This window comes from Pseudalkalibacillus hwajinpoensis, assembly GCF_015234585.1.
In the GTDB taxonomy this organism is placed as follows: domain Bacteria; phylum Bacillota; class Bacilli; order Bacillales; family Guptibacillaceae; genus Guptibacillus; species Guptibacillus hwajinpoensis_B.
Genome location: NZ_JADFCM010000008.1, coordinates 696,907 through 719,358 on the forward strand (window position 1 = coordinate 696,907; position 22,452 = coordinate 719,358).

At 39.8% G+C, this 22,452-nt stretch carries 26 protein-coding genes and 1 other RNA gene; 16 read left to right on the top strand and 11 right to left on the bottom strand.

Annotation, left to right across the window (positions count from 1 at the left end):
- Positions 1 to 67 precede the first annotated feature (67 nt).
- Positions 68 to 251: non-coding RNA, 6S RNA (ssrS, locus tag IQ283_RS15315), on the top strand.
- A 148-nt stretch (positions 252 to 399) separates the two neighbouring features.
- Here ssrS and splB read toward each other — a convergent pair.
- Entirely contained in the window at positions 400 to 1,428 is a 1,029-nt protein-coding gene (gene splB, locus IQ283_RS15320) for a spore photoproduct lyase (RefSeq protein WP_194220991.1), read from the bottom strand.
- An 11-nt stretch (positions 1,429 to 1,439) separates the two neighbouring features.
- A complete protein-coding gene (locus tag IQ283_RS15325; protein WP_194220992.1) occupies positions 1,440 to 1,700 on the bottom strand; it encodes a transcriptional regulator SplA domain-containing protein in 261 nt (86 codons plus the stop codon).
- A gap of 149 nt (positions 1,701 to 1,849) precedes the next feature.
- Here IQ283_RS15325 and IQ283_RS15330 point away from each other — a divergent pair, with 149 nt between their 5' ends.
- Positions 1,850 to 2,047, top strand: coding sequence for a hypothetical protein (locus IQ283_RS15330; RefSeq protein WP_206759480.1), 198 nt, complete (start codon positions 1,850 to 1,852; stop codon positions 2,045 to 2,047).
- A gap of 91 nt (positions 2,048 to 2,138) precedes the next feature.
- Here IQ283_RS15330 and IQ283_RS15335 read toward each other — a convergent pair whose 3' ends face one another.
- Genes IQ283_RS15335 through IQ283_RS15345 form a run of 3 tightly spaced genes read right to left on the bottom strand, consistent with a single transcriptional unit; the run spans position 2,139 to position 5,181 of the window.
- Positions 2,139 to 2,372 carry a hypothetical protein gene (locus IQ283_RS15335; protein ID WP_206759481.1) on the bottom strand — a complete coding sequence of 78 codons (234 nt, stop codon included), beginning with the start codon at positions 2,370 to 2,372 and terminating at the stop codon, positions 2,139 to 2,141.
- 4 nt (positions 2,373 to 2,376) lie between these two features.
- Positions 2,377 to 3,570, bottom strand: coding sequence for a Ger(x)C family spore germination protein (locus IQ283_RS15340; RefSeq protein ID WP_194220995.1), 1,194 nt, complete (start codon positions 3,568 to 3,570; stop codon positions 2,377 to 2,379).
- A 30-nt stretch (positions 3,571 to 3,600) separates the two neighbouring features.
- Entirely contained in the window at positions 3,601 to 5,181 is a 1,581-nt protein-coding gene (locus IQ283_RS15345) for a spore germination protein (RefSeq protein ID WP_194220996.1), read from the bottom strand.
- Between the two features lie 256 nt (positions 5,182 to 5,437).
- Here IQ283_RS15345 and IQ283_RS15350 point away from each other — a divergent pair, with 256 nt between their 5' ends.
- From IQ283_RS15350 to IQ283_RS15390, 9 genes are all read left to right on the top strand, one after another.
- Positions 5,438 to 5,929 (top strand): CBO0543 family protein, encoded by a 492-nt coding sequence (locus IQ283_RS15350; RefSeq protein WP_194220997.1) that lies wholly within the window; start codon positions 5,438 to 5,440, stop codon positions 5,927 to 5,929.
- Between the two features lie 57 nt (positions 5,930 to 5,986).
- Positions 5,987 to 7,072, top strand: coding sequence for a GerAB/ArcD/ProY family transporter (locus tag IQ283_RS15355; RefSeq protein WP_194220998.1), 1,086 nt, complete (start codon positions 5,987 to 5,989; stop codon positions 7,070 to 7,072).
- 387 nt (positions 7,073 to 7,459) lie between these two features.
- Positions 7,460 to 8,023 (top strand): HD domain-containing protein, encoded by a 564-nt coding sequence (locus IQ283_RS15360; protein WP_198427148.1) that lies wholly within the window; start codon positions 7,460 to 7,462, stop codon positions 8,021 to 8,023.
- Positions 8,024 to 8,048: 25 nt separating this feature from the next.
- The gene (locus IQ283_RS15365; RefSeq protein WP_194221000.1) at positions 8,049 to 8,594 is read left to right on the top strand and encodes a phosphoglycerate mutase family protein; all 546 of its coding nucleotides are present in this window, start codon (positions 8,049 to 8,051) and stop codon (positions 8,592 to 8,594) included.
- Positions 8,595 to 8,994: 400 nt separating this feature from the next.
- Positions 8,995 to 9,240 carry a biotin/lipoyl-binding protein gene (locus IQ283_RS24190; RefSeq protein ID WP_226612333.1) on the top strand — a complete coding sequence of 82 codons (246 nt, stop codon included), beginning with the start codon at positions 8,995 to 8,997 and terminating at the stop codon, positions 9,238 to 9,240.
- A 265-nt stretch (positions 9,241 to 9,505) separates the two neighbouring features.
- Positions 9,506 to 10,696: a dicarboxylate/amino acid:cation symporter gene (locus IQ283_RS15375; RefSeq protein WP_194221001.1), complete on the top strand. Its 1,191-nt coding sequence runs from the start codon at positions 9,506 to 9,508 to the stop codon at positions 10,694 to 10,696.
- Between the two features lie 151 nt (positions 10,697 to 10,847).
- The gene (locus tag IQ283_RS15380) at positions 10,848 to 11,600 is read left to right on the top strand and encodes a class I SAM-dependent methyltransferase (RefSeq protein ID WP_194221002.1); all 753 of its coding nucleotides are present in this window, start codon (positions 10,848 to 10,850) and stop codon (positions 11,598 to 11,600) included.
- 146 nt (positions 11,601 to 11,746) lie between these two features.
- The gene (locus IQ283_RS15385; protein ID WP_206759482.1) at positions 11,747 to 12,187 is read left to right on the top strand and encodes a hypothetical protein; all 441 of its coding nucleotides are present in this window, start codon (positions 11,747 to 11,749) and stop codon (positions 12,185 to 12,187) included.
- Positions 12,188 to 12,311: 124 nt separating this feature from the next.
- Positions 12,312 to 13,079, top strand: coding sequence for a TIM barrel protein (locus tag IQ283_RS15390; RefSeq protein WP_242057360.1), 768 nt, complete (start codon positions 12,312 to 12,314; stop codon positions 13,077 to 13,079).
- Between the two features lie 65 nt (positions 13,080 to 13,144).
- On the opposite strand, the gene IQ283_RS15395 is transcribed toward IQ283_RS15390, so the two are convergent.
- Positions 13,145 to 13,828 carry a bacteriorhodopsin gene (locus tag IQ283_RS15395; RefSeq protein ID WP_194221004.1) on the bottom strand — a complete coding sequence of 228 codons (684 nt, stop codon included), beginning with the start codon at positions 13,826 to 13,828 and terminating at the stop codon, positions 13,145 to 13,147.
- Positions 13,829 to 14,018: 190 nt separating this feature from the next.
- Here IQ283_RS15395 and IQ283_RS15400 point away from each other — a divergent pair, with 190 nt between their 5' ends.
- Positions 14,019 to 14,645 (top strand): 3'-5' exonuclease, encoded by a 627-nt coding sequence (locus IQ283_RS15400; RefSeq protein ID WP_194221005.1) that lies wholly within the window; start codon positions 14,019 to 14,021, stop codon positions 14,643 to 14,645.
- A 47-nt stretch (positions 14,646 to 14,692) separates the two neighbouring features.
- On the opposite strand, the gene IQ283_RS15405 is transcribed toward IQ283_RS15400, so the two are convergent.
- On the bottom strand, positions 14,693 to 15,322 hold the full coding sequence (locus IQ283_RS15405; protein ID WP_194221006.1) for a redox-sensing transcriptional repressor Rex: 630 nt from the start codon (positions 15,320 to 15,322) through the stop codon (positions 14,693 to 14,695).
- 167 nt (positions 15,323 to 15,489) lie between these two features.
- Positions 15,490 to 16,152, bottom strand: coding sequence for a peroxiredoxin (locus IQ283_RS15410; protein WP_194221007.1), 663 nt, complete (start codon positions 16,150 to 16,152; stop codon positions 15,490 to 15,492).
- 169 nt (positions 16,153 to 16,321) lie between these two features.
- Here IQ283_RS15410 and IQ283_RS15415 point away from each other — a divergent pair, with 169 nt between their 5' ends.
- From IQ283_RS15415 to IQ283_RS15425, 3 genes are all read left to right on the top strand, one after another.
- Complete coding sequence (locus tag IQ283_RS15415) at positions 16,322 to 17,173, top strand: MBL fold metallo-hydrolase (RefSeq protein ID WP_194221008.1); 852 nt, start codon at positions 16,322 to 16,324, stop codon at positions 17,171 to 17,173.
- A 68-nt stretch (positions 17,174 to 17,241) separates the two neighbouring features.
- A complete protein-coding gene (locus IQ283_RS15420) occupies positions 17,242 to 17,496 on the top strand; it encodes a hypothetical protein (protein ID WP_194221009.1) in 255 nt (84 codons plus the stop codon).
- Positions 17,497 to 17,679: 183 nt separating this feature from the next.
- The gene (locus IQ283_RS15425) at positions 17,680 to 17,886 is read left to right on the top strand and encodes a hypothetical protein (RefSeq protein WP_194221010.1); all 207 of its coding nucleotides are present in this window, start codon (positions 17,680 to 17,682) and stop codon (positions 17,884 to 17,886) included.
- An 84-nt stretch (positions 17,887 to 17,970) separates the two neighbouring features.
- Here IQ283_RS15425 and thiM read toward each other — a convergent pair whose 3' ends face one another.
- The 3 genes from thiM to IQ283_RS15440 all read right to left on the bottom strand — a co-directional run bounded on the left by thiM (position 17,971) and on the right by IQ283_RS15440 (position 20,760).
- Complete coding sequence (thiM, locus tag IQ283_RS15430) at positions 17,971 to 18,774, bottom strand: hydroxyethylthiazole kinase (protein WP_194221011.1); 804 nt, start codon at positions 18,772 to 18,774, stop codon at positions 17,971 to 17,973.
- Between the two features lie 107 nt (positions 18,775 to 18,881).
- A complete protein-coding gene (locus IQ283_RS15435) occupies positions 18,882 to 19,124 on the bottom strand; it encodes a hypothetical protein (RefSeq protein ID WP_194221012.1) in 243 nt (80 codons plus the stop codon).
- Positions 19,117 to 20,760, bottom strand: a complete 1,644-nt coding sequence (locus IQ283_RS15440; RefSeq protein ID WP_194221013.1) for an ABC1 kinase family protein — start codon at positions 20,758 to 20,760, stop codon at positions 19,117 to 19,119. The genes IQ283_RS15435 and IQ283_RS15440 overlap by 8 nt, the downstream gene beginning before the upstream one ends.
- A gap of 693 nt (positions 20,761 to 21,453) precedes the next feature.
- Here IQ283_RS15440 and IQ283_RS15450 point away from each other — a divergent pair.
- Entirely contained in the window at positions 21,454 to 22,341 is an 888-nt protein-coding gene (locus tag IQ283_RS15450; RefSeq protein ID WP_194221015.1) for a diacylglycerol/lipid kinase family protein, read from the top strand.
- Positions 22,342 to 22,452: the final 111 nt, after the last annotated feature.

Consider the following 22,452-nt stretch of genomic DNA (forward strand, 5'->3'; position numbering starts at 1 on the left):
GGAACTGGAAATCGCAACCATTGATTTTTAGTAAACGAAGGTGTAGAGTATAGTCATAAGCAATACCCATTTCCTGCAACGCACGTTAACAACGGTTGTCTCAAACCGATGCTAGTTTTCCGGGAACTCTATATCCAGTTGCTAATAACAAGCCGGCCTTCTGAGCGGGACGTTAAAGGTAGCTGTGCGGGTACCCACCTGCTTTTACGCGGGCTTTGAGACACTTATAGTGACGACGAAGCGGGGTTGGGTTTAAATTTGCTTATTTTTCTATTTAAATTAAATGATGCTGTACATATAAAGGGCATGGAAGCGACTTCGCTTCCATGCCTTTTTTGAGTATTGGTGTTTCGACATCGTTCGAGTTAAAACGGGCGGTGCCTGTCACCGCCCAATTCCTTACGTGAAATATTCTAGCTTTGCATTTGGAAAGAACTTATCAATATAACTTCCGAATGTGTCTTTCATGTCCTGCTGCTGATCCTTCTGATAAACGTACTTTCCAATACCATATTTCCCCCATTTGTAAAGACGATCTTCTTCTTCCATTTCAAGCTTAGACATCGGGTAATTTTTTTGAATAACGCGCTTAGCTGGTTTTGTGAATCGATGCTGGATGAGTTCAAATGTTAAGTCTTTCGTTGCGCTCTTAGGAAGTTTGGCTTCTAACTTCTCAAATAGAGTCAGATAGCCCTGCTTCCAATCATCGTACAAATAGATAGGTGCGATGATGAAGCCCAGTGGGTAGCCTGCTTCAGCGACTTTAGCGGCTGCTTCGATGCGCTCATCAAGTCTCGAAGTTCCGGGTTCTAGAAATTTAATAACGTAATCTGCATTCATACTGAAACGGAACCGTGTTCTTCCCTGATGATCCGCATCAAGTAGATGATCCACATGTGCAAATTTCGTCACAAACCGAAGACGTCCATGATCAGATTTACCAAAGTACTCAATCGCACGCTTCAATGTATGCGTTAAGTGATCAATGCCGACGATATCTGATGTACAGGATGCTTCAAACCGGGTAGGTTCAGGTGCTCGTTCTTGCATATACTTTTCTGCAGCATCAAAAATATCATCTGTATTTACATACGTGCGTATGTAGGGTTTGCTGCCCATCGTAGTTTGAAGATAGCAATAATGACAGTGCCCCATGCAACCAGTTGCGAAAGGAATCGCATATTCCGCGGAAGGTTTAGACGTATCAAATTTCAACGTTTTCCTCACCCCAACAACGAGTGTAGATTTAGCAACTCGATATTGCTGGAAGTGATTATCTCCCGGGAGGTTTCGTACTTGATTGTGTGATGTTGTTTCCCTAATTTCAATATCCATTTTAGAGAACTTCTCGTGCAGCTCCCGTCCGAGTGGATATTCTAATGCCCGTGGTTCCATGTAGACGAGCTGTGGTACAAAAGGTTTGACCAATGGAAGCCCTCCTATTCTATGGATCCAAAGTATGTGGCATAGGCCTGTTCTGCTTCCGCTTCTGTATGATAGATCGCAATGTCGGAATCAAGTGGATAGTATGTTTCGTATAAGAATAAGGCGAGCTTACCAGGTTCATCAGGATCGTTTACAACGGCTGCTTCCTGGATGTTAGCCACGCTGTACGTATGAGGATTGCGGTACATCACATAGACGACATCACCTGCTTGATAGTCTTGTCCTGACTCGTAAGTGGAATCGTGCAAGTCCATTCTTTATCACTCCTTCAAGTTCTTCTTCCTCATTGTTCCACAAGAGTGACATTTCCTTTCTGGTAAATAACGCCTATTTTAGTCATGAAGTCTAAAACGAGCGCATACGATGTTCTGTTGACTTAAAAGTAAGGGAGGTGCGTGAAGGCATGATGAGTTATTTCATGAAACTATTGCCTTCACTAAGTTTTAGTGACAGAGTATTTGCTCGTTTGAAGCTATATCGAAAAATGAGAGGTGGGGTATGGTACAAAGTTTCTGATCGTATCGCTCCGAAGAAAAGCATATGGGTGAGGAAATTAGAGAATCCAGAAGCTTATTATGTATGGAAGAGAGAAGGACATTAGAGCTATTGCAAAGACGCCGAATTCAACGGCGTCTTTGCTTATATACGACACAATATGACAATTAACGGGTGGTGACAGGCACCGCGCACCGCTATTGCAACCATCCATACAATATGTTACTCAATGGTTCGAGTATGAAATTCACGATCGTAATCGGGGTTGGGATATGGATGTGAAGTTTATTTAGAACTAAGAAAGTAAAACTGATACATAGAAGGATGCTATATACCCAAAGATCTTTCAATTGCTTTTTCTTTCGTAATTTGGCTGCCTCCATAACGGTTACTAGAATCGAGGCTACACCGACAGCGATAATAAACCACATCGTTTTACTCACCATCCTTTCTTTGAACAGAATCGGTGATGTTTCCGGTACGTTGAATGGTTGCGTGGATGGTGTAATCCACTTCGACGTTTTTAAATTCCTCATTCCAATGGTTTTTCAACATTCGCCATTGATCTGGATGTTCGCGATGAATGAGGGCACCAAAACCTAAGATGTCACTGTTGAATTTATCTTGACTAGCAGAAACAGCTGACTCCATTTTAGATTGAATGTCTTTTTCGACCATTGCTTCAAACTTTCTTATTGTCTGTGGATTGGTAATATCAATGTCGCATTCCACATCGCCTACGTTTCCATCTACACGCACGTTTGCATCGATATGAGGAGTGTTATTCTCTAAGCTTGCTTTTAATGATGTTATTGTTCTAATGACTTCAATACCTGTACTACTGTTGGAACAAGGAACATTGACAATGGTACTCGTGACATTGTCCGTAAAATAATTAAATCCTTTACTTTCATCCTCATTAAACCAGCCGACTAATTTATCATTTTTAAAAACACCAATATGATTAATTTGAACAGTTGTAGGGGGCTCTGTTTTTTCAAGACTTCTACTATCTTTTCCTAGCTCAGGATTACCTTTAATAAAAATTCCAGTAAGGACGGCTTCATTACCATCGGTAGAAAGTTTATACATAAGTTCGTCTAATTTAACGGTATGAGTTGGCGCCCAGTTTTGTTCAGACATATAAAAGGAGGAAACGATCTTGTTGGACGAAATTTTATCCATAGGTGTTAGAATATTTAGGAGTTGATCAGCGAGCGTGTCTTTTGCGATAACAAGAAGGAAGTCGGTTCTCATCTCGTGGTCTCTCGAAAGAAAATCAAGAGGCTGGACAATGCCACTTTTGGCTGCTTCTTCCCCAAACACCACGATTTGAACATGAGAAAAATAAACCTTTCGAGGTGCTTGCACCGTTAATCTCCGAAAAGCTTCAAATAGCGTTTCGCCAGAAGAACGATATGTTGTCGTAGCCGTCCGATTTGTTGGACTATCTGAGGCGATTTCTCCTGGATTAATGATTTGAACGGTCAGCAAGTAACCCTCATCGCTTTTGTCAATTCCGATGGCTGTAGCAATCGCTATTTCGTTAAGCTCTTTACTACTCCAACAGCTTGTTAACAGAAATAAACATGTTAACAAAGTGGCAAGTCGATATACGTAAGCTATCATGTCCATGATCACCTTCTCATTATCCTATAGTTAATTTGATTCTGGTTTTGGTGGAGGTGTAGCATTTCTGGTTTTGTCGTTTTTGCTAATGAAGGAAGGGCGTGTTCGTATTTTCCAAAGCGGCGCACGTAGAATACTATCTTTTTGGTCTTTCGGGATAATGGGCGCCATAGGAGACATATAGGGCACGCCAAATGAGCGCAAACTGCACAAGTGAAGGACCATTGCAATAATACCAGTAATGATCCCAAATAAACCAAATGTAGCAGCAAGCAACATGAACGGAAAGCGAAGAACTCGAAGGGAAATCGCTAAGTTAAATGAAGGCATAACAAAGCTACTAATAGCTGTGATAGAGACGACGATTACCATTGCAGAAGAGACGATACCAGCTTCAACAGCAGCTTGTCCAAGAACCAATGCTCCAACAATGGATATGGCAGAACCGACTGCGCGAGGCATACGAATACCAGCTTCACGTAACACCTCAAAGGTAAGTTCCATTAATAACGCTTCAATGAGTGCTGGAAAAGGCGTTCCTTCTCGCTGTGCAGCTAAGCTAACTAGGAGGGATGTAGGAAGCATCTCTTGATGAAAGGTTGTCACAGCAATATATGCGGAAGGTGTTAACAAAGCAAGAAAAAAGGAGATATATCGCAATAGACGAACCATTACGCTTATATCAAAACGTTGATAGTAATCTTCACTCGATTGAAAGAATTGAACAAATAAAGTTGGAACAAGAAGCACAAATGGCGTTCCGTCAACTATTATAGCCACTCTGCCTTCTAGTATGCCAGCTGCAATCGTATCAGGTCGTTCAGAGTTGAAGATCGTTGGGAAAGGAGTGTAGGTGTTATCCTGAATGTATTCTTCAATATAGGCACTTTCCAAAATGCTATCAGTATCAATTTTCTTTAACCGTTCGCGTACTTCTTGCAATATATTTTCATCAACAACGCCTTTTAAATAAACGAGGGCTACATCTGTTTTTGTTTTATGGCCGATTGGGTTCGTTTCGATCCAAAGAGAGGGATCTTTGATTTTTCGTCTGAGCAAAGCGGTGTTTGTTCGTATCGTTTCCGTAAAACCATCTTTCGGCCCTCTAATGACGGTTTGGGAAGTCGGTTCATTTACGTCGCGATCCTTCCAGTTCCTTGAACCGATCGCAAATCCTTTAGACTCATCTTGAATAAGTATGATTGTATCTCCAGAAAGGAGATGCTCATAGAGGGGTTGAAAACGATGAATCTCTTTTAATTCACAGGCAGCAAGAGAGAAATGCTTTAGGATTTCATAAAAACTAGCATTTTGTATGACGTTCATCGATATATCCGTTTTTCGAATATCTAGCATCAATGGATCAATGACGCTTTCTTGGACCATTACTTTGTCTGCAAGTCCATCAATAAAAATAACAGCGATAAGCATTGTCTCATCTGTACCAGAACGAATCTCCCTAATCGTTAAATCAGAACTTTCCCCTAGCATTTTCTTTATGTTCTCTATGTTTTTTTGAAGATCCAGGCTAATATCTTTGAATGTACTTTCAGTGGAAGAGTCCTTCTCATTACGTTTTTTGGTTTCCTTTAATCGCCTTATCCGTTTCATCACAAATCCCCCACATTATTTTCTTCATAAGTAGGTTTACACATCGATTGTTTTTTTATCCCCCTCAACGTGATAAATCGATATTGCTATAAATCAGAGCGGAAATTCGTTTATTATGCATAATTGGCTCAGAAAGATGCATACTACTTTTGTATAAATATGTAAAAATGTTTTTTGCTATGGTAAGTAGCGTATCTTTATCCAAAATACACATGATGATACGAAACATATACCGTTAGGAATTAGGAGAATAACAATGAACATTGTCCTTATTATCACGCTACTGTTTTTTGTTTTTTGGAAAGGCGATTGGAGAAATTGGGAAAAATATTATCCTAGTATGCTTTATATTGCGTTAGCAGCGACCATTTATGAAACGATATCGTACGAAGAATTTCATCTTTGGGAGTTTAAAAAAGACATTTTCTTTAGTAAATTTAATGTTCATTTACTACATAACCTCGTTGTTAATCCTTTAGTTGTGCTACTCTATCTGTCTAATTATCCAATGCATAAAAGAAGGTTTCTATACAATGTAAAATGGATAACAGGGTTTTGGTTCGTGGAGATTATAGCTTCCAAGGCTCAGATGATTACTTATTACAATGGATGGAACCTCGCATGGTCATTATTATTTATTATTGTGATGTTTCCGATGGTCCACCTTCATCATCGTAATAAAACGATTGCACTTCCATTATCGGTAGGCATCTCTATGCTTCTATTGGTCATTTTTCATTATGTTTAGTCGATAAGGGAGAAGTAAAACTATAAGGTTCCAGCTATCAAAAGGAGAGTCTGAGCGATGGCAAAGGAAATCATTAATACGCGTCAATTCTCATGGTTAGTTGCCTTATACATAATTGGAAGCTCCATCTTAATTATTCCTGCGGGTCTAGCTGCTGTAGCAAAACAAGATGCGTGGATTTCGGCGATCGTTTCAATTGGAGTCGGAACAATGCTTGTCGTTTTTTATGGGTATTTTATGAAGAAATTTCCTGATATGACGATTGTGGAAGCGAGTGAGAAAGTACTCGGTAAATGGATTGGTCAGATTGCATCGCTTTTGTTTTTTAGCTTTCTCTTTCTTCTTGCAGCTCTTGTCCTTAGAAATATTGGAGACTTTTTAACGACCCAAATACTGATTGAAACGCCGCTATATATCATTTTTACCATCTTTATGATCGTCGTTATTATGGGCGCAAGTCTGGGGATAGAAACCATTGCAAGAGCATGTGAAATCTTTTTTCCATGGGTTTTCTGTCTTCTCATTTTGCTAACCATTCTTCTAGTGCCTGAAATGCAATTTGAAGCGATTAAACCGATAATGGAGAACGGTGTTAAGCCAATTATCAGGGCTTCTATTCCCTTTATTGGTTTGCCATTTCTCGAATTAGTTGCCTTTCTGATGATCTATCGACACGTAGACAAACATAATAAATTGAGCATTTCATTCTTAAAAGGAACCGCGATGGGTAGCGTCGTTTTGTTTGTTATTATTTGTGCCACAATCCTTGTATTAGGAGCGGATTTCACAGCAAGGTATACGTATCCTACGTATATTCTTGCAAAGAAAATTAGCATCGGGAAGATCGTCGAACGAATTGAAGTCATTGTGGCGATTGTTTGGATGCTTTCTATTTATTTTAAGTTAGTTCTTTTGTTCTACACCTCAGCACGTACGTTAACGCATATCTTTCGTGTTCAAAACTATCGACTGCTGTTATTTCCTCTTGGAATAGGGAGCTTGGTTTTAGCACAAATTAGTTATCCTGACATTATTTATATGCAGGATTTTGTATCGAAAACATGGACCCTTTATGCATCGATCTATGGAATTGGATTCCCCATGTTATTAATTCTAGTTGCAAAAGGTAGAAAGTTGATTTAATAAAACGATTTGGAGAAGAGCGTGCTAGCTTTAGTGTAGGTTTACCGTTGGTTCTTTACCATCTCCGTCATAAAAGGAATAAGACCTATATACTCTCTGCAGGTGGTACCTTTAGGTATCGCCTGTTCTCTTTTTTTACTGTGGAGAAAAAGGTTATGGTAATGGAATAAAACGGTTAGGGATTCACGAGCAACTGATAATTAAAATGTTGGTAAAGCTTGTATGTAAGAGTAGTATTTCGACTATTTTGAATGGAAAATCGACTTTTAAGGGGACGAAAGAGAGTTTAGTTACATATAAAGAACAATAAGCAATGCTACAATCACGTTTTTCGCACTTATTGAATCAAGGATGTCACAGCATCTTGGAAGAAGGAGGATATCATTCATGGATGCTTATCAAATGATTACGTTCATTAAGGAACTTGAAAGATTAAAGGATACGACAAGAACTGCCTACATGAGAAGCGGTCGACGAGAGAGCGTTGCCGAACATTCCTGGAGGCTAGCGATGTTTGCTTTTGCTTTAAGTGATCAGTTTCCAGAGCTTGATACAAAACGAGTACTCATTATGTGCCTTGTTCACGATCTTGGAGAAGCATATGACGGGGATATCTCTGCTACGGTTCAAGTCGATCAAAAGGAGAAAGTACAAAAGGAAGAAGAGGCTGTTCAACGTCTCACATCATCCCTTGGTGAGAAGGGAAAGCATGACATTCTTACAATCTGTCAGGAGTATAATAGAGGCTACACGAAAGAAGCCAAGTTTGTAAAAGCACTCGATAAAATGGAAACGATTATACAACATACCCAGGGCACGAATCCCCCTGGTTTTGATTATGAATTTAACCTTACTTATGGGAAAGAGTATGTGAAGGATCACGCTATTATGAAATCCATACGTGACGAAATTGATAAAGAAACGATAAAGAAAATGAATGAGGAAGCATGATCTTATAAAGCAGGGATGGGATTAGGTGAAAATAAGTTTAATACGACATGGAAAATCCGCCTGCGATTTTTCGGAACGGATAACTAGTGAGGCTTATCGCAAATGGGTTAGTCAATATAATAGAGAAGGCATATGTGATGAAGCTCCTCAACAGGTTCAAGCTATTTTACAACAAGCACCGTTAGTATTAACGAGTGAATTGCCAAGGTCTCTAGAATCAGCGCAGCAGGCAAGTACGATTCAAAGCGATCCAATCTTCCGAGAACTGGAACTCCCCTTTTACAACATACGCTTCCTAAAGATCAAACCTCAAATGTGGACAGTCTTTTATCGGTTTCTTTGGTTTATTGGTTTATCAAACCAAGCAGAAACTCGAAAGGAAGCGAGAAAGCGTGCAAAGTTAGCCGCCGATGTTTTAGAGGAATGTGCAAAGGCAAAGGAGCCTCTCGTTTTAGTTGGGCATGGCTTTTTCAATCGCTTTTTAGGACGGGAGTTAGAGAAGCGAAGATGGAAGTTACAGGGAGATAAAAGTTCAGCGAATTGGGCTTGTCATACGTATTGGAAAGAATAGAACTAATCATTTTACTTTTTATTTTTTGCTCAGTTTTTACTATGTTGAAATATTTTCAGCAATGTTGTGTGCTTAAAAAAACACTGTGTAGCAAATATAGTATGCGAGGTTATGAGATTACTAGTTACATGAAGTGATGAATCAAATAATAATTCGCAAGAAAGAGACGCTATCTTAGCAAAATGTAATTGGTCAATTATTAAATTAAATCTGCTAGTTTATAAAGGGTTTTCAAGAAATATAGGGGTTGTCAAAAAGAAAAAAGCAGGTAAAATGGACGCAAGGTTAAAGAAAACATTCGTTTTGCATCATAGAAAAACATGCGAAACATATCATGGAAGTATAGAAAACAAACTGTTCCATACAGGAACTATTACAAGCTGGAAAGGGGAAAGAAACCATGAATCGTTCAGTGGTCTGTCCATGTGAGGGAGTTATCGAGAAAGTATTCGTCAAACATGCATCTCGAGTATATGAGTGGGAGCCAATGTTTGTCATTCGCAACGGACAGGGCAATACCGAGAAAATTACGCTTGGAGTAAGCGGGGAAATTTCTGAACTTCATGTGAAGGAGAATGATCGCGTAACTGGCGGTTACATTCTTGCCTCAATGAAAGAAGATGATTTTGTAACAGGAAGCGACTGATGCTCGCTCATAGCTGAGCACTGTGCTTGATGATCATAGAATGAGCGTAAACTGACGCAAGCAAGTTACGTTTTATCGTAGCGCTTGCGTCTTTTGTTTTTTTGATCCGATATGAGAATAATATCCAACTTATCCATATAATACTTTGTTAATCAAACTTTCTTATTTGTTTCTAACGAATATGTCTTGCAGGATGACTCTTTTTTTAGTAAAGTACACATATATTACACCTGAGATGGACAAATGTTTTTGTATGGAGGACACTATGAAGAAAATTGGACTGTTGCCACGTATTCTTATTGCCATTGCCCTTGGAATTGTTATTGGAGCTTATTTCCCTGAATGGACCGTACGATTATTTGCTACATTCAATGGGATTTTTGGAAACTTTCTAGGTTTCGCGATTCCTCTCATTATTATTGGATTTATTGCACCGGGAATTGGTGAAATTGGGAAGGGTGCAGGGAAGTTAATTGGGGTTACAACCTCAGTTGCGTACCTTTCTACGTTTCTAGCTGGTTTGCTAGCTTTCTTTGCTGCACGAAATTTATATCCTTTATTCCTTGAAACCGGTGGAGCCGCTTCAGAGATGGCGAATCCTGAAGAATCGTTATTAAAGCCTTTCTTCGAAGTTGAGATCCCTCCTATAATGGGCGTTATGACGGCACTCGTTCTAGCGTTTACACTTGGACTTGGCATGGCTGCGATGAAGGGGAATATGCTAAAAGGGGTTATGATTGAGTTTAGAACAATCGTTGAGAAAGTGATTAGCTACGTCATTATTCCATTACTACCGCTTCATATTCTTGGCATTTTCGCAAACATGACAAGTGCTGGACAAGTCCAAACAATCTTAAGTGTTTTTGCCAAAGTGTTCGTCATGATTATTCTTCTTCATATGACAATGCTTTTGATTCAATATAGCATTACTGGTGCAGCGACATCTCGTAATCCTTTTAAGCTTCTGAAAGGAATGATGCCAGCGTATTTTACAGCGCTCGGTACTCAGTCTTCAGCGTCTACAATTCCAGTCACGCTAAGACAAACGAAAAAGAATGGTGTACGAGAGAAAATTGCTGATTTCAGCGTTCCGCTCCTTGCGACTATTCACCTTTCCGGAAGCACGATTACGATTGTCTCGTGTGCGATGGCGGTTATGCTTTTGAATGGACAGGAGCCTACATTCGCTGCGATCATTCCATTCATCCTTATGCTTGGGGTCACCATGATTGCGGCGCCTGGTGTACCAGGTGGTGCTGTTATGGCGGCGATCGGACTGTTAGAAACAATGCTTGGATTCGATTCAACGATGATCTCACTAATGATCGCTTTATACCTTGCACAAGATAGCTTTGGTACAGCTTGTAACGTAACAGGTGATGGGGCTTTGTCAGGCCTTGTTGATCGATTAACATCGAAGAAAGCAACATTAAAAGACACTGCAAAAGCAGGATAACATTTAGGACAGGCAGATGCCTGTCCTTTTTTATGTTGTCTCGGATTCCATTTTGTTCATTATAAGCCACCGCTGCTGCAAGGATTGTTTGAGAAAAAAGGATTCTCCTATTATCCTCTCGAAATGGAAGTAGTTGGAGGAGGAGAGGAATATGAAAAATACGATATTGGAACAAAACAAAGGAAGTTGGAATAAAGTTGCTCATCATTTTAACGGGGTAGACGCGCTACCTGCGTATGGCCCTTTTGCTCAAACGGAGAATGAGCTCCAGCTACTTGATCAGCTTGAGAAAAGTAAAGTACTTGAGATTGGGTATGGTAGTGGGCATTCATTACGGTATATGGCGAATAATGGAGCAGAAGAACTGTGGGGCGTCGATTTATCTGAAGAGCAAAAACACAAGGCTGAGGAAACGTTATCAGGTTTATCCCCCAATCTTTTTTGTACGCCAATGGAAGAAGAAATTGGCCTTCCTAAAAACTATTTTGATCATGTGTTTTCTATTTATGCGATTGGATGGACAACAGATCTAAGGAAAACTTTCGCATTGATTTACTCTTACTTAAAAGAGGGAGGAAGCTTTGTTTTTAGCTGGGATCATCCTTTATATGTTCATTTGAAAAGTAAAGAGGGAGAAGTGACGCTTAACGGTTCTTATCAAAATGAAGGCCTTCATACATTTGAAGATTTCAAAGGTGAAGGCGTCACAATGACGATTCATAAAAGGAAAATGTCGACTTACATAAATGAATTAATCCAGGCGGGGTTTACGATAAAAAAGGTGATTGAAAGTGATGTCTCTTCTTCTTTTTCTGAGGAGGACATAACTGTTTCAGATCGATATTATTCTTTATACAAAGCAAAGAAATTTCCAACTACGATGATTATTAAAGCGGTCAAATAAGTTAGTAAGCTCTGGGTTTTGCGGGTGATATAATAGATTTTTCATTGAATAATATGGAACTTATTGTAAGGTGATCCGTACTTTAAGAGAAGCGTTTCTTTCGAAGAAGAAGCCATTATCTCTTAGAGGGTGTGATTAATCTGGTTGTGAAATTCTTTTTTTGCATGGTCTTTTTAATAGTAGCTGTTTCAGTAGCAGGAGCGTTAAGTAAGATTTCGGCGTTCATTGAAAAACATTTGTTAAGTAAACTCAGCTCTTTCAACCGGTATGGGTTGCTTCTCGTCGTTACGCTACTGTTTGAGAGTGGATTAGTGGCCACCATATCGGTCATGAGCGGCTGGAATTTCATCGATTCATGGTTCGTAGGAAGAATTTTTCTTATAGCTATTATTTGGCTACCCGCATATTTTAGACCGTTTCAAGAAAATGCAAGTCGCACTGTTGGAAAGTTTCATAGTGGTTTTGAGTCAGGTGCGGTTGCGATCCATAGGGGAGGGACACGTCATCCCTTTTTTGTTGGAACACTTCTTTTTACGACGGTTGGACTCTTTGTTTCTTTCGGATATTATTTTCCATATTTCATTTAACGAAACTAGCACTCTTTGAAAGCAGATAAGTAGAGATGATTACCTTAATAGGTATAGGAAACACCTGAAAAATGGTGTTTAAGAAGTAAATAGACCGTCATAACGACTATTAGGAGCTGAGTGATTGTTGAAATATTCTCTTTGTATCGGTGCTTATCCTGGTGACGATGTGATTACTCATTTGGAGAAAGTGAAAGAACACGGCTTTCATGGACTCGAATATTATGATTGGACAGAGCTCGATTTAAATGAAGTGGCTAAAGCACAAAGTCGTATTGGGGTTGGAATTACAGCAACATGTACAAGGTCTTTCAATCTAGTTAATCCCGAAATGAGTGAGCTTTTTCTTAGTGGACTAACTGAAACAATTGAAGCATGCAAAAGACTTGGAACAACTTCAATTATTACACAAACGGGGAACGTTATGATCGATGCGCCTATTAAGATGCAACAAGATGCAATGATTGATACTCTTAAACGGAGTGCAGCGCTATGTGAAGAGTCTGGAATGGTGCTTGAAGTAGAACCTTTAAATGGACTTGTCGATCACGAAGGGCATTTTCTTCAATATTCAGATCAAGCGGTCTCGATCATAGATCAAGTTGATAGTCCTCATGTAAAGCTTCTTTTCGACGTTTATCATCAGCAAATTACAGAAGGGAATGTGATTCGAAACGCGACGAACTATCGGAATCGCATTCATCACTATCATATCGCTGATAACCCTGGCCGAAATCAGCCAGGGACAGGTGAGTTAAATTATACGAACATCTTAAAAGCAATTAAAGAGACAGGATTTGATGGTTTTGTTGGATTGGAATGCGGCTATACGATAGAAACGGATCGAGCTTTAGCGGAGTTTAGAGAGACCATTTTAGAGCACGTTGAATAGTGGTTAGAAATGAGAAAGAGCTACAAAAACCAGTGTTCCACTGGGAGTTGTAGCTCTTTTTGGTATTACCCATTTAGTTTTCGTAATCCGTGAAGGTCGAGTAGACCAAATCCTACTTTCGAGAATATCGGAAGAACGATAAAGGCTAGAGTATCAATGATGCCTGCAGTTACGCCAACTCCTGATGAACCGAAAAACCATGCGGTAGGGTAAAGAACCCAAAAAGATGTTAAGTAAATCGCCACTCGCTTATAATGCTTTGCAAGTTGCTCGTTTGAACCATCCGCTATTTTCTTGAGGGGTCCCCATACAATGACTAATATGATGACGAGAGCCACAAGCCCCATTGTGTACCAAACATATTTTAGTGATTCAGATGAAAAATCTGCAATGAGACCAGTTAAAATCATAAAAACATCAGCTGCAATCAAAGAAGCGATGAGTGTACGATTGATTTTACTTTGGTAGAACATAGCAGTTAAGGCAAGTGATAGTAGTAAGAGAGGAGTGGAGACTACCCAATCTAAATAGCGTGCAAAGTAAATCGTTTTTTCCGGTCTTTCTAATATCCCTTGCCCTAAAGCAATGGATAAATAAGCGACCCCAGACCATCCTGTGATTAGAATGGCGACAACATATTCATACAAGGGAACGCCTTTTGGGTTTCGACTTAGGAGATAAAAATAAATGGCGCTTGAGATCATGACGATAAAATAAAAAATGTGTAACGAAGTATCGATTGAATTCATGTTTTCACCTCTATTTCTTAACGTGGTATCCATTATCGGCTATAGAGAAGAATTTATTCATTATAAGTGGAGTGATCTTGGAATTTTATAACTAAATACAAAGACTATTTGTATTGAAAGAATCAAATAGGTAGACGGATGGAAGAGAACATTTTAAGATGGAAGTATTGAGTGATAAAGGAGTTACGATATGAATTTCGTTGCACTAGATTTTGAAACGGCTAATTCGCAAAGAGGAAGCGTTTGTTCCATTGGTCTCGTAGAATACGAGAATGGGGAGCTTATTCGAGAGTATTATCGATTGGTGAAACCAAAACAAAATTATTTTGCGGGCATTAACATTAGTATTCATGGGATTACAGAAGAGGATGTAGCTGACGCACCTGAGTTCGACGTTCTATGGAAAGAGGAAATTCGTGAGTTAGTAGAGGGGAAATTCCTTATCGCGCATAACGCCCAATTTGATATGAGCGTCTTACGCGCTGTTCTCGAACAATATAACCTACCTTATCCGATGCTTGCATATAACTGTACGGTGAATTTATCGAAAAAAACGTGGACATTACCTCGATATAAATTAAATGTTGTCTCTGATTACCTTGGAATCGACCTTGATCATCACCATGCGCTGGATGATGCACGTGCTTCTGCTCTAATTTTCTTGAAAGCGGCGGAGACTTTAAATGCAAGCGATGTAAATGATCTTGTGGAGAGAACAGGTACGGCAAACGGTGTGTTGTTCGATAATGGGTATGAACCAGCAAAGTTAAATAAAAAACGAGTGACAAAGAAAACCCCATCACCTAAAATTCGCTAACGAATTTGGTGATGGGTTTTTTTAACCTATTTTACTTCTGCAATCGTTTAGAAGAAGTGAATGAGGAAGGATAATGTATCAAGCTCTCTCGCCAAATCAATTTGCTGTAGGTGAATGTTGGCGGGAAGTTGCAAGTAGGCCGAAGAAAAATTCATTATCCCCATAATTCCTGTTTCAGATAGTTTTTCGGAAATTAATTGTGCTGAAGCAGCAGGAATGGCGAGAATGGCAACGGTGACGGTGGGGGTTAAGCGGTCATACATTTCATCGATATGATAGACCGGAACACCAGCAATCGTTTTGCCTACTATTTTTGGGTTATTATCAAACGCCATTTTGATTTTAGGAGACGACTTTCGTAAATGGTTATAGTGAAGAAGTGCTGTCCCAAGGCGACCGGCGCCAATTAGTGCAGCTTCAGGTTCAGTCTTCTCGTTCACGATCAGGTGAAGGTGGTTGACTAATTTCTTCACTTCATATCCAGCCCCTTTTCGTCCTGGGGCTTTTATCTTAGAAAAATCTCTCCTTACAAGGTCTGATTTATAATTAAGTGCATTTCCAATCTCTACAGATGAAATCGATTTTTGTCCCGATTTCTTAACGCTTTTTAAGTAAGAGAGGTAGAGTGGGAGCCGCTTAATGGTTGCATTTGGAAGCTTATTCTCTTCCTTTTTCATAACATTACCTCCGTCAAACTAATACGCTTTCCCTTCTATTATAATCTTAATCTAGCAAAGTGCAATTTGGAAAATAATCCAAAAGAACTAGAGGGGATAACGTGCAATAAAAAAGTTAAGTTAATCCCCAAAAAAAATCGGCCAATCAGGCCGATTTGATAGCAGCTTTATTCATTAAGTTCTTTTTTACATAAATACCAGTCGATGCATTCGAGATCATCCTCATTTTCACGTTGCTTCATTGCTTCCTGTGTCTTAGGAGGAGAAACGAGGACTTTATCTCCTGGCTCCCAATTTGCAGGAGTTGGTGAACCGTGATCATCGGTTGTTTTCAAAGCTTTAACTAATCGCATGATTTCATTCATATTCCGTCCAGTAGTAAGAGGATAATAGATAACAGCTCGAACAACCTGCTTATCATCTACGACGAATACGGCCCGACTCGTTTCAGTTTGACTTTCATCAGGCATAATCATGCCATATCGTGTCGCTACGTTGCGATCAAGATCCGCTATTACGGGGAACTCAATTTCGGTGTCAAAGTTTTTCTCGATGTTACGCACCCATGCAAGATGAGAGGAAACGCTATCTACACTGAGTCCAATTAGCTCAACGTCAAGTTTACGCAACTCAGGATAAATTTCCTGAAAAGCGACAAACTCTGTTGTGCATACAGGTGTGAAATCTGCAGGATGGGAAAATAGGACAAACCATTTACCTTTATAATCGTCTAATGAAATCTGTCCGTGAGTTGTGTTTGCGGTAAAATCGGGGGCAGGTGAACCGATCCTTGGAAGCTGGTATGTGACTTCAGTTTGTTGTTCTGACATCTCAAAACATCCTCCTTCAATTTGAATCTATGAATGGTGTTCCCTTCTCATTTTGAAATAAACAGTCGATTTTGTGACAAATGTTAAAATTAGTCTTTTTCTTATAGAAAGTAAAAGATAGAATGAGAGAGAGGTAAATGATTCCAAATTATGAGAGGGGAGTAAGGAGATGCAAATCGAATTTCTTGGCACTGGTGGCGCTATGGCGATACCGCGCCCACTCTGTCAATGTGACGTGTGCAAGGAAGCAAGAGAAAAGGGACTTCCATACAGTAGATCTGGTCCAAGCGTGTTTATTCATGGGCCCAATGTTTTGATTGATACACCTGAAGATAGTTACATGCAGTTAAATCGATCACGTATTTCAAACATTGATGGCGTCTTTTATTCCCATTGGCACCCCGACCATGTGATGGGGAGAAGGGTACTCGAATCAGTGAATGCCGATTGGATTAATCATCCTGCAAAAGGAACAACGACGGACGTTTATCTTCCAGAACAAGTAGCCATCGATTTTCAAACAAGATTAGGCACAGCAGAGCATCTAGCTTTCTTCGATAGTCAGAAGTACATATCGCTTCATGAACTGAGTGATGGAGACAAGGTGAGTCTTAATGGGGTAACGATTACACCGTTTCGCCTTTCAGAGGACTATGTTTATGCCTTTTTGTTTGAGGGGGAGGGCAAACGTATTCTCATTGCGCCTGACGAGTTATTTGGTTGGGAGCCACCGGAGCTTGGAAAATTGGATGTTGCGGTGCTGCCTACAGGTGTTTGCGAATTTCATCCGATCACTGGGGAACGTCAAATAAGCGCTGATCACCCTGTACTCAAAGAAGAAGCAACGTTTCGTCAGACGCTTGAAATCATTGAGAAGCTTCAAGTGAAGGAAGTCTTTCTAACACATATCGAAGAACCCGATCAATTAAGCTTTGATGATCTAAAACAAGTGGAAAACACCATACTAAAAAATAAGAAGATATCCTTTGCATTCGATACGTTAATCGTTGATCTCACGTAAATAACATAGATGCCCAGTTTAGAATGAAAGACAAAAGGGAAACAGTTTTCTAGAAATGAGGTGAGCGTATGGAAATGTCATTTGGCTTTATTGTAAATGTGGTTATCGCCATTTTCTTATTTATAGATGCTAAGAAACGAGATAAGAGTTCCTTCTTTTGGGCCATTATCGGTTTGATATTTGGACCAATCGTACTTGGGATTTATTTCATTCAAACAGGTAGAAAAGGAATCGGTTGGCTTATCGTTGTTCTTGCGGTGATCTGGTATATTATCGCAATCGTCTTTGGCATCCTGGCCGGAATTATTGGCCTCTTGTTTTAGTACGAACCTGAAGCCTTTGCTTCAGGTTTTTACATGAATTGGGATGTTCTTTGAAAGTGATAATCAGAAAAACGAGTGAGATATGTCTTAAACAATAGAGCACTTTCGGTGGATGGGCGTCATGGTGTAGAGAAGAAAGTGTAGTACACATTCACCTATCAGTAAGTTCTCGAGGGGGAAGTAATGGATGAGGAAGCAAAAGTGATCGATTGGATCACTTCCGAAGTCGAAACAGAATCATGCACCATGCAGGATTATCCAGTGTATCATTGGGGTAAACGAGTCATCGATCGAAGCGGAGATTATCTCATTGTTTACTTCCATCCGTTGCTTGAAAAAGTGGTCTATACATTCAAAGGCGTGGAGGATTGCTTTTTTATTGCTCATTGATAGGAGTATGTTTTTTGATGAAGAAGAGGTTGATTTCTTGAACGAAAAGGGGAGCGCGAATGTTGATTCGCGCTCCCCTTTTCGTTAGTTCGGTATGAGTTGAATGCTTTCTTCAATTTCTTTTGATGAGAGCAGAGAGAGTTGGTTAAGTAATTCAATTTGAAAATCTCCAGGCCTGTTTCCAACGATATGAGCGGCTTTTTCACTAGCCACTCCATAGAAAGCAAGAACGCCATAGGCTGCGAGCATAGGGTCTGGTTCAACGGCTGCAAATGCCCCAAGCAGGGAAGAGAGAAGACATCCAGTGCCGGTTACTTTCGTTAAAATGGGATGACCATTTCCTAGTCTTATTGAGGTATTGCCGTCTGAAATGGTATCAATTTCCCCAGTTACAATCACAACACAGCCAAACATCTTGGCAGCTTTTCTAGCAAGAGCTTCGCGATTTCCGTCCCCTTCGATGGAATCAACGCCTTTAATTGACCATGTTTTTCCTGCAACATTAGCGATTTCTGCGGCATTTCCTCGCAAATATTGAACGTCGACTTCTTTTAAAATGCGGCGAGCAGTTGACGTTCGATAAGGAGTAGCACCGGCTCCAACTGGGTCGAGTATAACAGGGGTGTTTAATTCATTTGCTGCTTTTCCAGCGAGTAGCATCGCTTCAACGGTTTCCTTTGTAAGTGTACCAATATTTAAGACGACAGCTCCTGCAATTCTCGCCATATCTGCCGCTTCCTCTCGTGCATACGCCATTACAGGGCTAGCTCCTGCGGCAAGTAAACCATTTGCAGTATAGTTCGTAACAACTGTATTCGTTATATTGTGAACGAGAGGAGAAGTCTCTCTAACTTTTGTAATTAGTTCTGCTGCGTGTTTCTTATCCATGGCGCACATCCTTTCTTGTGAATCAATGATAAGTGGTTTCATTTCCTCATTGTACCAATAAGAGGAAGAAGTGAAAATAAAAAAGAGGGGGAATGCTCCCTCATCTTCTATGGTTTTGAATACCGATTCCAGAAGCGCAGAATCCATGAGAATGGAAAAGGCAATCGATAGCCTGCTTTTTCAAGTTGTTTAAGAAGGTTAATAAAGGCACCGCCAACGCGTCGTTTTTGCTTGAGCTCTTCTTCATTTCCTTTCACTGTAATACGATACCCATCTTGAAGACCTTGCACTTTCACTTCAGAGCGTCCGAGCTTTTCTGTTGTTTCCTTCATTACTTTTTCATCATTCATTTTTACTGCTCCTTTTTTTCCATAGTCGTTTCTCGAAGGTGCCTGCAAGAAGTATGACGAGTAAACTGATTCCTCCAGTAATCATAGTAGGGAGGAGTAACGATTGAATTTCAAAGGCTTGACTAATAAAGAATCCGATTAGACTGAGGCAGAAAAGGATAAATCCATAATGCTTATTCCACAGCATGCTTTTTGCCTTGACTTCCCGTTGTTTCATCGATTCTTCCCACTTCCGATGTTGGTTGAACTCATCAGACAATCGATCAAGAGGGTTTTCATAGGAAGTGATTCTCGCATAAAGTTGTTTCAAAATTTTCTTAGGATCATAGCGCTTATCAGTTGATTCTTCCCGGTTGATCCATTCCTGAACAATCGGCTTTCCTTCTTCAATTAAATCAATTTCTGGGTCCAATGTGTAAAGGATACCTACAATTGTTGATATCGCTCTTCCTAGAAAAGCAAATTCACTAGGTAGTTGAATGGGCTGTTTATTTACAAGGGTTTGCACTTCTGTAAGCACTTGATCTGCCGTATCTTCATCCATCATCGTTAAATCTTGTTCCACAAATAACGTGACAAGTGTCTGGATAGCTTTCTCAATCTGCCGCTTATCTGAATTAGGTAAAAGAAATCGAAGCTCTTCAAGCGCATCCGTGACATCACGATACTGACTCAGCACGATTCCAGTAATCAGCTTGCGAATCGATAGAGCATCTCTTGCTTCAATATGACCAACCATCCCAAAATCGATAAAAACAACTGTGCTATCTTCTTGGATCAGAATATTCCCTGAATGTGGATCGGCATGAAACTGTCCCTCTTGAAGAAGCTGATCAAGGTAGCCTTTCAAAAGTTTACGTGCGAGCTCCTGTCGGTTTATGTTCTTTTCTTTAATGTAAGACAGATTCGTAATCCGCGCGCCTTCCATCCACTCCATGACAAGGACTTTTTTCGTTGACCATTCAGATACATAATTGGGTACGCGATAACCCGGGCTGTCTTTGTAACGTTCCTGGAAGTGTAGTCCGTTTTTTAGTTCTTTTTTAAAATCGAGTTCATCTTCGATCACGCTTCGAACTTCATCATAAAGTCTACTAAGATCGAGCTGTTTTCCATAAGAAGTGAATGTATCCATCAACCAAAACACAATTCGGAGCGCTTGGAAGTCAGCTCGTATGATTTTACGGATATTTGGACGACGGATTTTGATGGCAACATCTTCACCTGATTTTAACGTTGATCTGTATACCTGACCAATAGAGGCAGAAGCAACTGGTCGTTCCGAAAGGTGATCAATGACATCTTCGTAATCAGATGACCACTCTTCTTCAAGAGTCTTTCTCGCTTTCTCCCAAGAGAAAGAAGGGACGCGGTCAACAAGATCTTCAATTTCTTCAAGAAAAACTTTTGGAAGAATATCAGCTCTTGTTGAGAGGAACTGTCCAAGCTTCACAAGTAAACCTTCAAGACGAATCGCTTTTTCCTTATATTCTTTCGCTTGTTTCTTTAATAGCTTCTGCCAGCGTTCCTGGTCCCATGAATGCTTGCTTTTCCTTCTGAAATGCTCGAGTTGAATGAAGAACTTAACCGACATCCAAACGATCACGACGATCCGATACAGCGAATAATATTTCATATGCGACTCCTACTCCTGAATAAATGGCGTTTAGTGTTTAACATAGCCTATTTTCGTTCATTAGAAACAACTATTACAGCTGAAGAGCACATTAAAAATCCCTATCTCTACAAGAGACAGGGACGAATAATATTTTTTCTATTGCGTCAAACGATGTTACATATTAATGAACCTTCCTAAATAGCTTTGTTAACTCATTCGAGTGAAATCTTCATTACTTTCGTCTCTTACTGAGCAACTTTTGAATAAGAAAAGCTATGACGGCTGAAACCGCCATGATGATGATCGTTACAAGAAAAGAATTCTCTGCGCTCGTATAATTTCCAAAGCTTGTATAGGAGGGGGATTCGACTAACATTGTTAAAATGATCCCCGATAGAAGTTGTAGAAAAAAGAATAATAATATAAAACTACTTGCAAAATACATATAATTCCTCACGTGAACAGTTCCTTTCCGTGCTCCAAACAGCATATTTAATGACGTTTCCCTTTACATGTGTTCGAATACCCCATTCTATTATAGGGGAGAGGAAATGTTTGTCATATGGTTTTATAAAAAATCTTATATCACGACTAATTTGAGAACGATTTGTATGCGTCCACCAATTTGATTGAATCATACTGTTTCAAGGCTTAAGAAGAAGGGAATCTACGAAAGAGACTTACTATTTCTGGTTTAGGGAGGACATAGCTGTGAAGCGAGCCATGTTGATTATTAATCCATCTTCAGGGAAAGAAAAAGCGATGAAGTATGAAGATGAGGCTGTAGCCATTTTAGAACAAAACCATGTAGACGTTACGGTGAAGTATACCGAAAAAGAGGGAGATGCTGTTCGTTTTGCAAGAGCTGCTTGTGAGAATCACTTTAATACAGTTGTTGCAATGGGAGGAGATGGAACGATCAATGAGGCGGTGAATGGTTTAGCGCGTGAAACAGAACGCCCTGATTTTGGTTTCGTGCCCCTTGGAACAGTTAATGACTTTGCAAGAGCACTCAACATACCGATGCAACCTAAGAAAGCGCTAGAGGTTCTATCTGAACAGCATACGAAACCGGTTGATATTGGACGTATAAATGATCAATATTTCATGAATGTACTTGCAGTTGGCGCCATTGCAGAAGCTGTATATGACGTTACGGCTGATCAAAAATCCAAATTTGGTCCACTAGCTTATTTAATTGAAGGTGGCAAAGCATTAAAGGATAAAACACCATTTGACTTGAACATTACATACGACGGTAAGCAATGGGATGGGAAAGCTTATTTAATGCTGATCGCGTTAACAAACTCAGTTGGAGGGATACAGTCATTCGCTCAGCATGCAGAGGTGAACGATGGCTACTTTCATGTCTTTATATTAAGAGAGTTTTCTCTTCCAAAAGTGTTTAAAATCATACCAGATCTCTTTAGCGGGAAGTTGCAAAATAATGCTCAAGTGGAGTATTTTCCAGCCTCGAAATTAAAAGTGGAATCGGGTCATGAACTCGTTGTAAATATCGATGGCGATGAAGGTATTCACCTTCCGTTCGAAGCAGAAGTGATGCATAACGAATTAAATATTTTTGTACCAAAAGAGTAGGGAAACCTGCTCTTCTTTAGAGTTTATTAATATGAAAAAGCTTTTTCTCCTCATATTCACCTATCCAAATGACTTGCTTCTTAATTTAAAGCGTTGTGAATATGTTAGTCA

Excerpts from the sequence above, each read along its gene's own strand:
- thiM (WP_194221011.1), bottom strand. The coding sequence starts at position 18,774 with ATGGATAAGAAACACGCAGCAGAACTAATTACAAAAGTTAGAGAGACT.
- IQ283_RS15330 (WP_206759480.1), top strand. The coding sequence starts at position 1,850 with ATGATGAGTTATTTCATGAAACTATTGCCTTCACTAAGTTTTAGTGAC.
- IQ283_RS15440 (WP_194221013.1), bottom strand. The coding sequence starts at position 20,760 with ATGAAATATTATTCGCTGTATCGGATCGTCGTGATCGTTTGGATGTCG.
- IQ283_RS15375 (WP_194221001.1), top strand. The coding sequence starts at position 9,506 with ATGAAGAAAATTGGACTGTTGCCACGTATTCTTATTGCCATTGCCCTT.
- IQ283_RS15360 (WP_198427148.1), top strand. The coding sequence starts at position 7,460 with ATGGATGCTTATCAAATGATTACGTTCATTAAGGAACTTGAAAGATTA.
- IQ283_RS15395 (WP_194221004.1), bottom strand. The coding sequence starts at position 13,828 with ATGAATTCAATCGATACTTCGTTACACATTTTTTATTTTATCGTCATG.
- IQ283_RS15410 (WP_194221007.1), bottom strand. The coding sequence starts at position 16,152 with ATGTCAGAACAACAAACTGAAGTCACATACCAGCTTCCAAGGATCGGT.
- IQ283_RS15325 (WP_194220992.1), bottom strand. The coding sequence starts at position 1,700 with ATGGACTTGCACGATTCCACTTACGAGTCAGGACAAGACTATCAAGCA.
- IQ283_RS15345 (WP_194220996.1), bottom strand. The coding sequence starts at position 5,181 with ATGAAACGGATAAGGCGATTAAAGGAAACCAAAAAACGTAATGAGAAG.
- IQ283_RS15425 (WP_194221010.1), top strand. The coding sequence starts at position 17,680 with ATGGATGAGGAAGCAAAAGTGATCGATTGGATCACTTCCGAAGTCGAA.
- IQ283_RS15415 (WP_194221008.1), top strand. The coding sequence starts at position 16,322 with ATGCAAATCGAATTTCTTGGCACTGGTGGCGCTATGGCGATACCGCGC.
- IQ283_RS15435 (WP_194221012.1), bottom strand. The coding sequence starts at position 19,124 with ATGAATGATGAAAAAGTAATGAAGGAAACAACAGAAAAGCTCGGACGC.
- IQ283_RS15405 (WP_194221006.1), bottom strand. The coding sequence starts at position 15,322 with ATGAAAAAGGAAGAGAATAAGCTTCCAAATGCAACCATTAAGCGGCTC.
- IQ283_RS24190 (WP_226612333.1), top strand. The coding sequence starts at position 8,995 with ATGAATCGTTCAGTGGTCTGTCCATGTGAGGGAGTTATCGAGAAAGTA.
- IQ283_RS15355 (WP_194220998.1), top strand. The coding sequence starts at position 5,987 with ATGGCAAAGGAAATCATTAATACGCGTCAATTCTCATGGTTAGTTGCC.
- IQ283_RS15335 (WP_206759481.1), bottom strand. The coding sequence starts at position 2,372 with ATGTGGTTTATTATCGCTGTCGGTGTAGCCTCGATTCTAGTAACCGTT.
- IQ283_RS15350 (WP_194220997.1), top strand. The coding sequence starts at position 5,438 with ATGAACATTGTCCTTATTATCACGCTACTGTTTTTTGTTTTTTGGAAA.
- IQ283_RS15400 (WP_194221005.1), top strand. The coding sequence starts at position 14,019 with ATGAATTTCGTTGCACTAGATTTTGAAACGGCTAATTCGCAAAGAGGA.
- IQ283_RS15380 (WP_194221002.1), top strand. The coding sequence starts at position 10,848 with ATGAAAAATACGATATTGGAACAAAACAAAGGAAGTTGGAATAAAGTT.
- IQ283_RS15340 (WP_194220995.1), bottom strand. The coding sequence starts at position 3,570 with ATGATAGCTTACGTATATCGACTTGCCACTTTGTTAACATGTTTATTT.
- IQ283_RS15420 (WP_194221009.1), top strand. The coding sequence starts at position 17,242 with ATGGAAATGTCATTTGGCTTTATTGTAAATGTGGTTATCGCCATTTTC.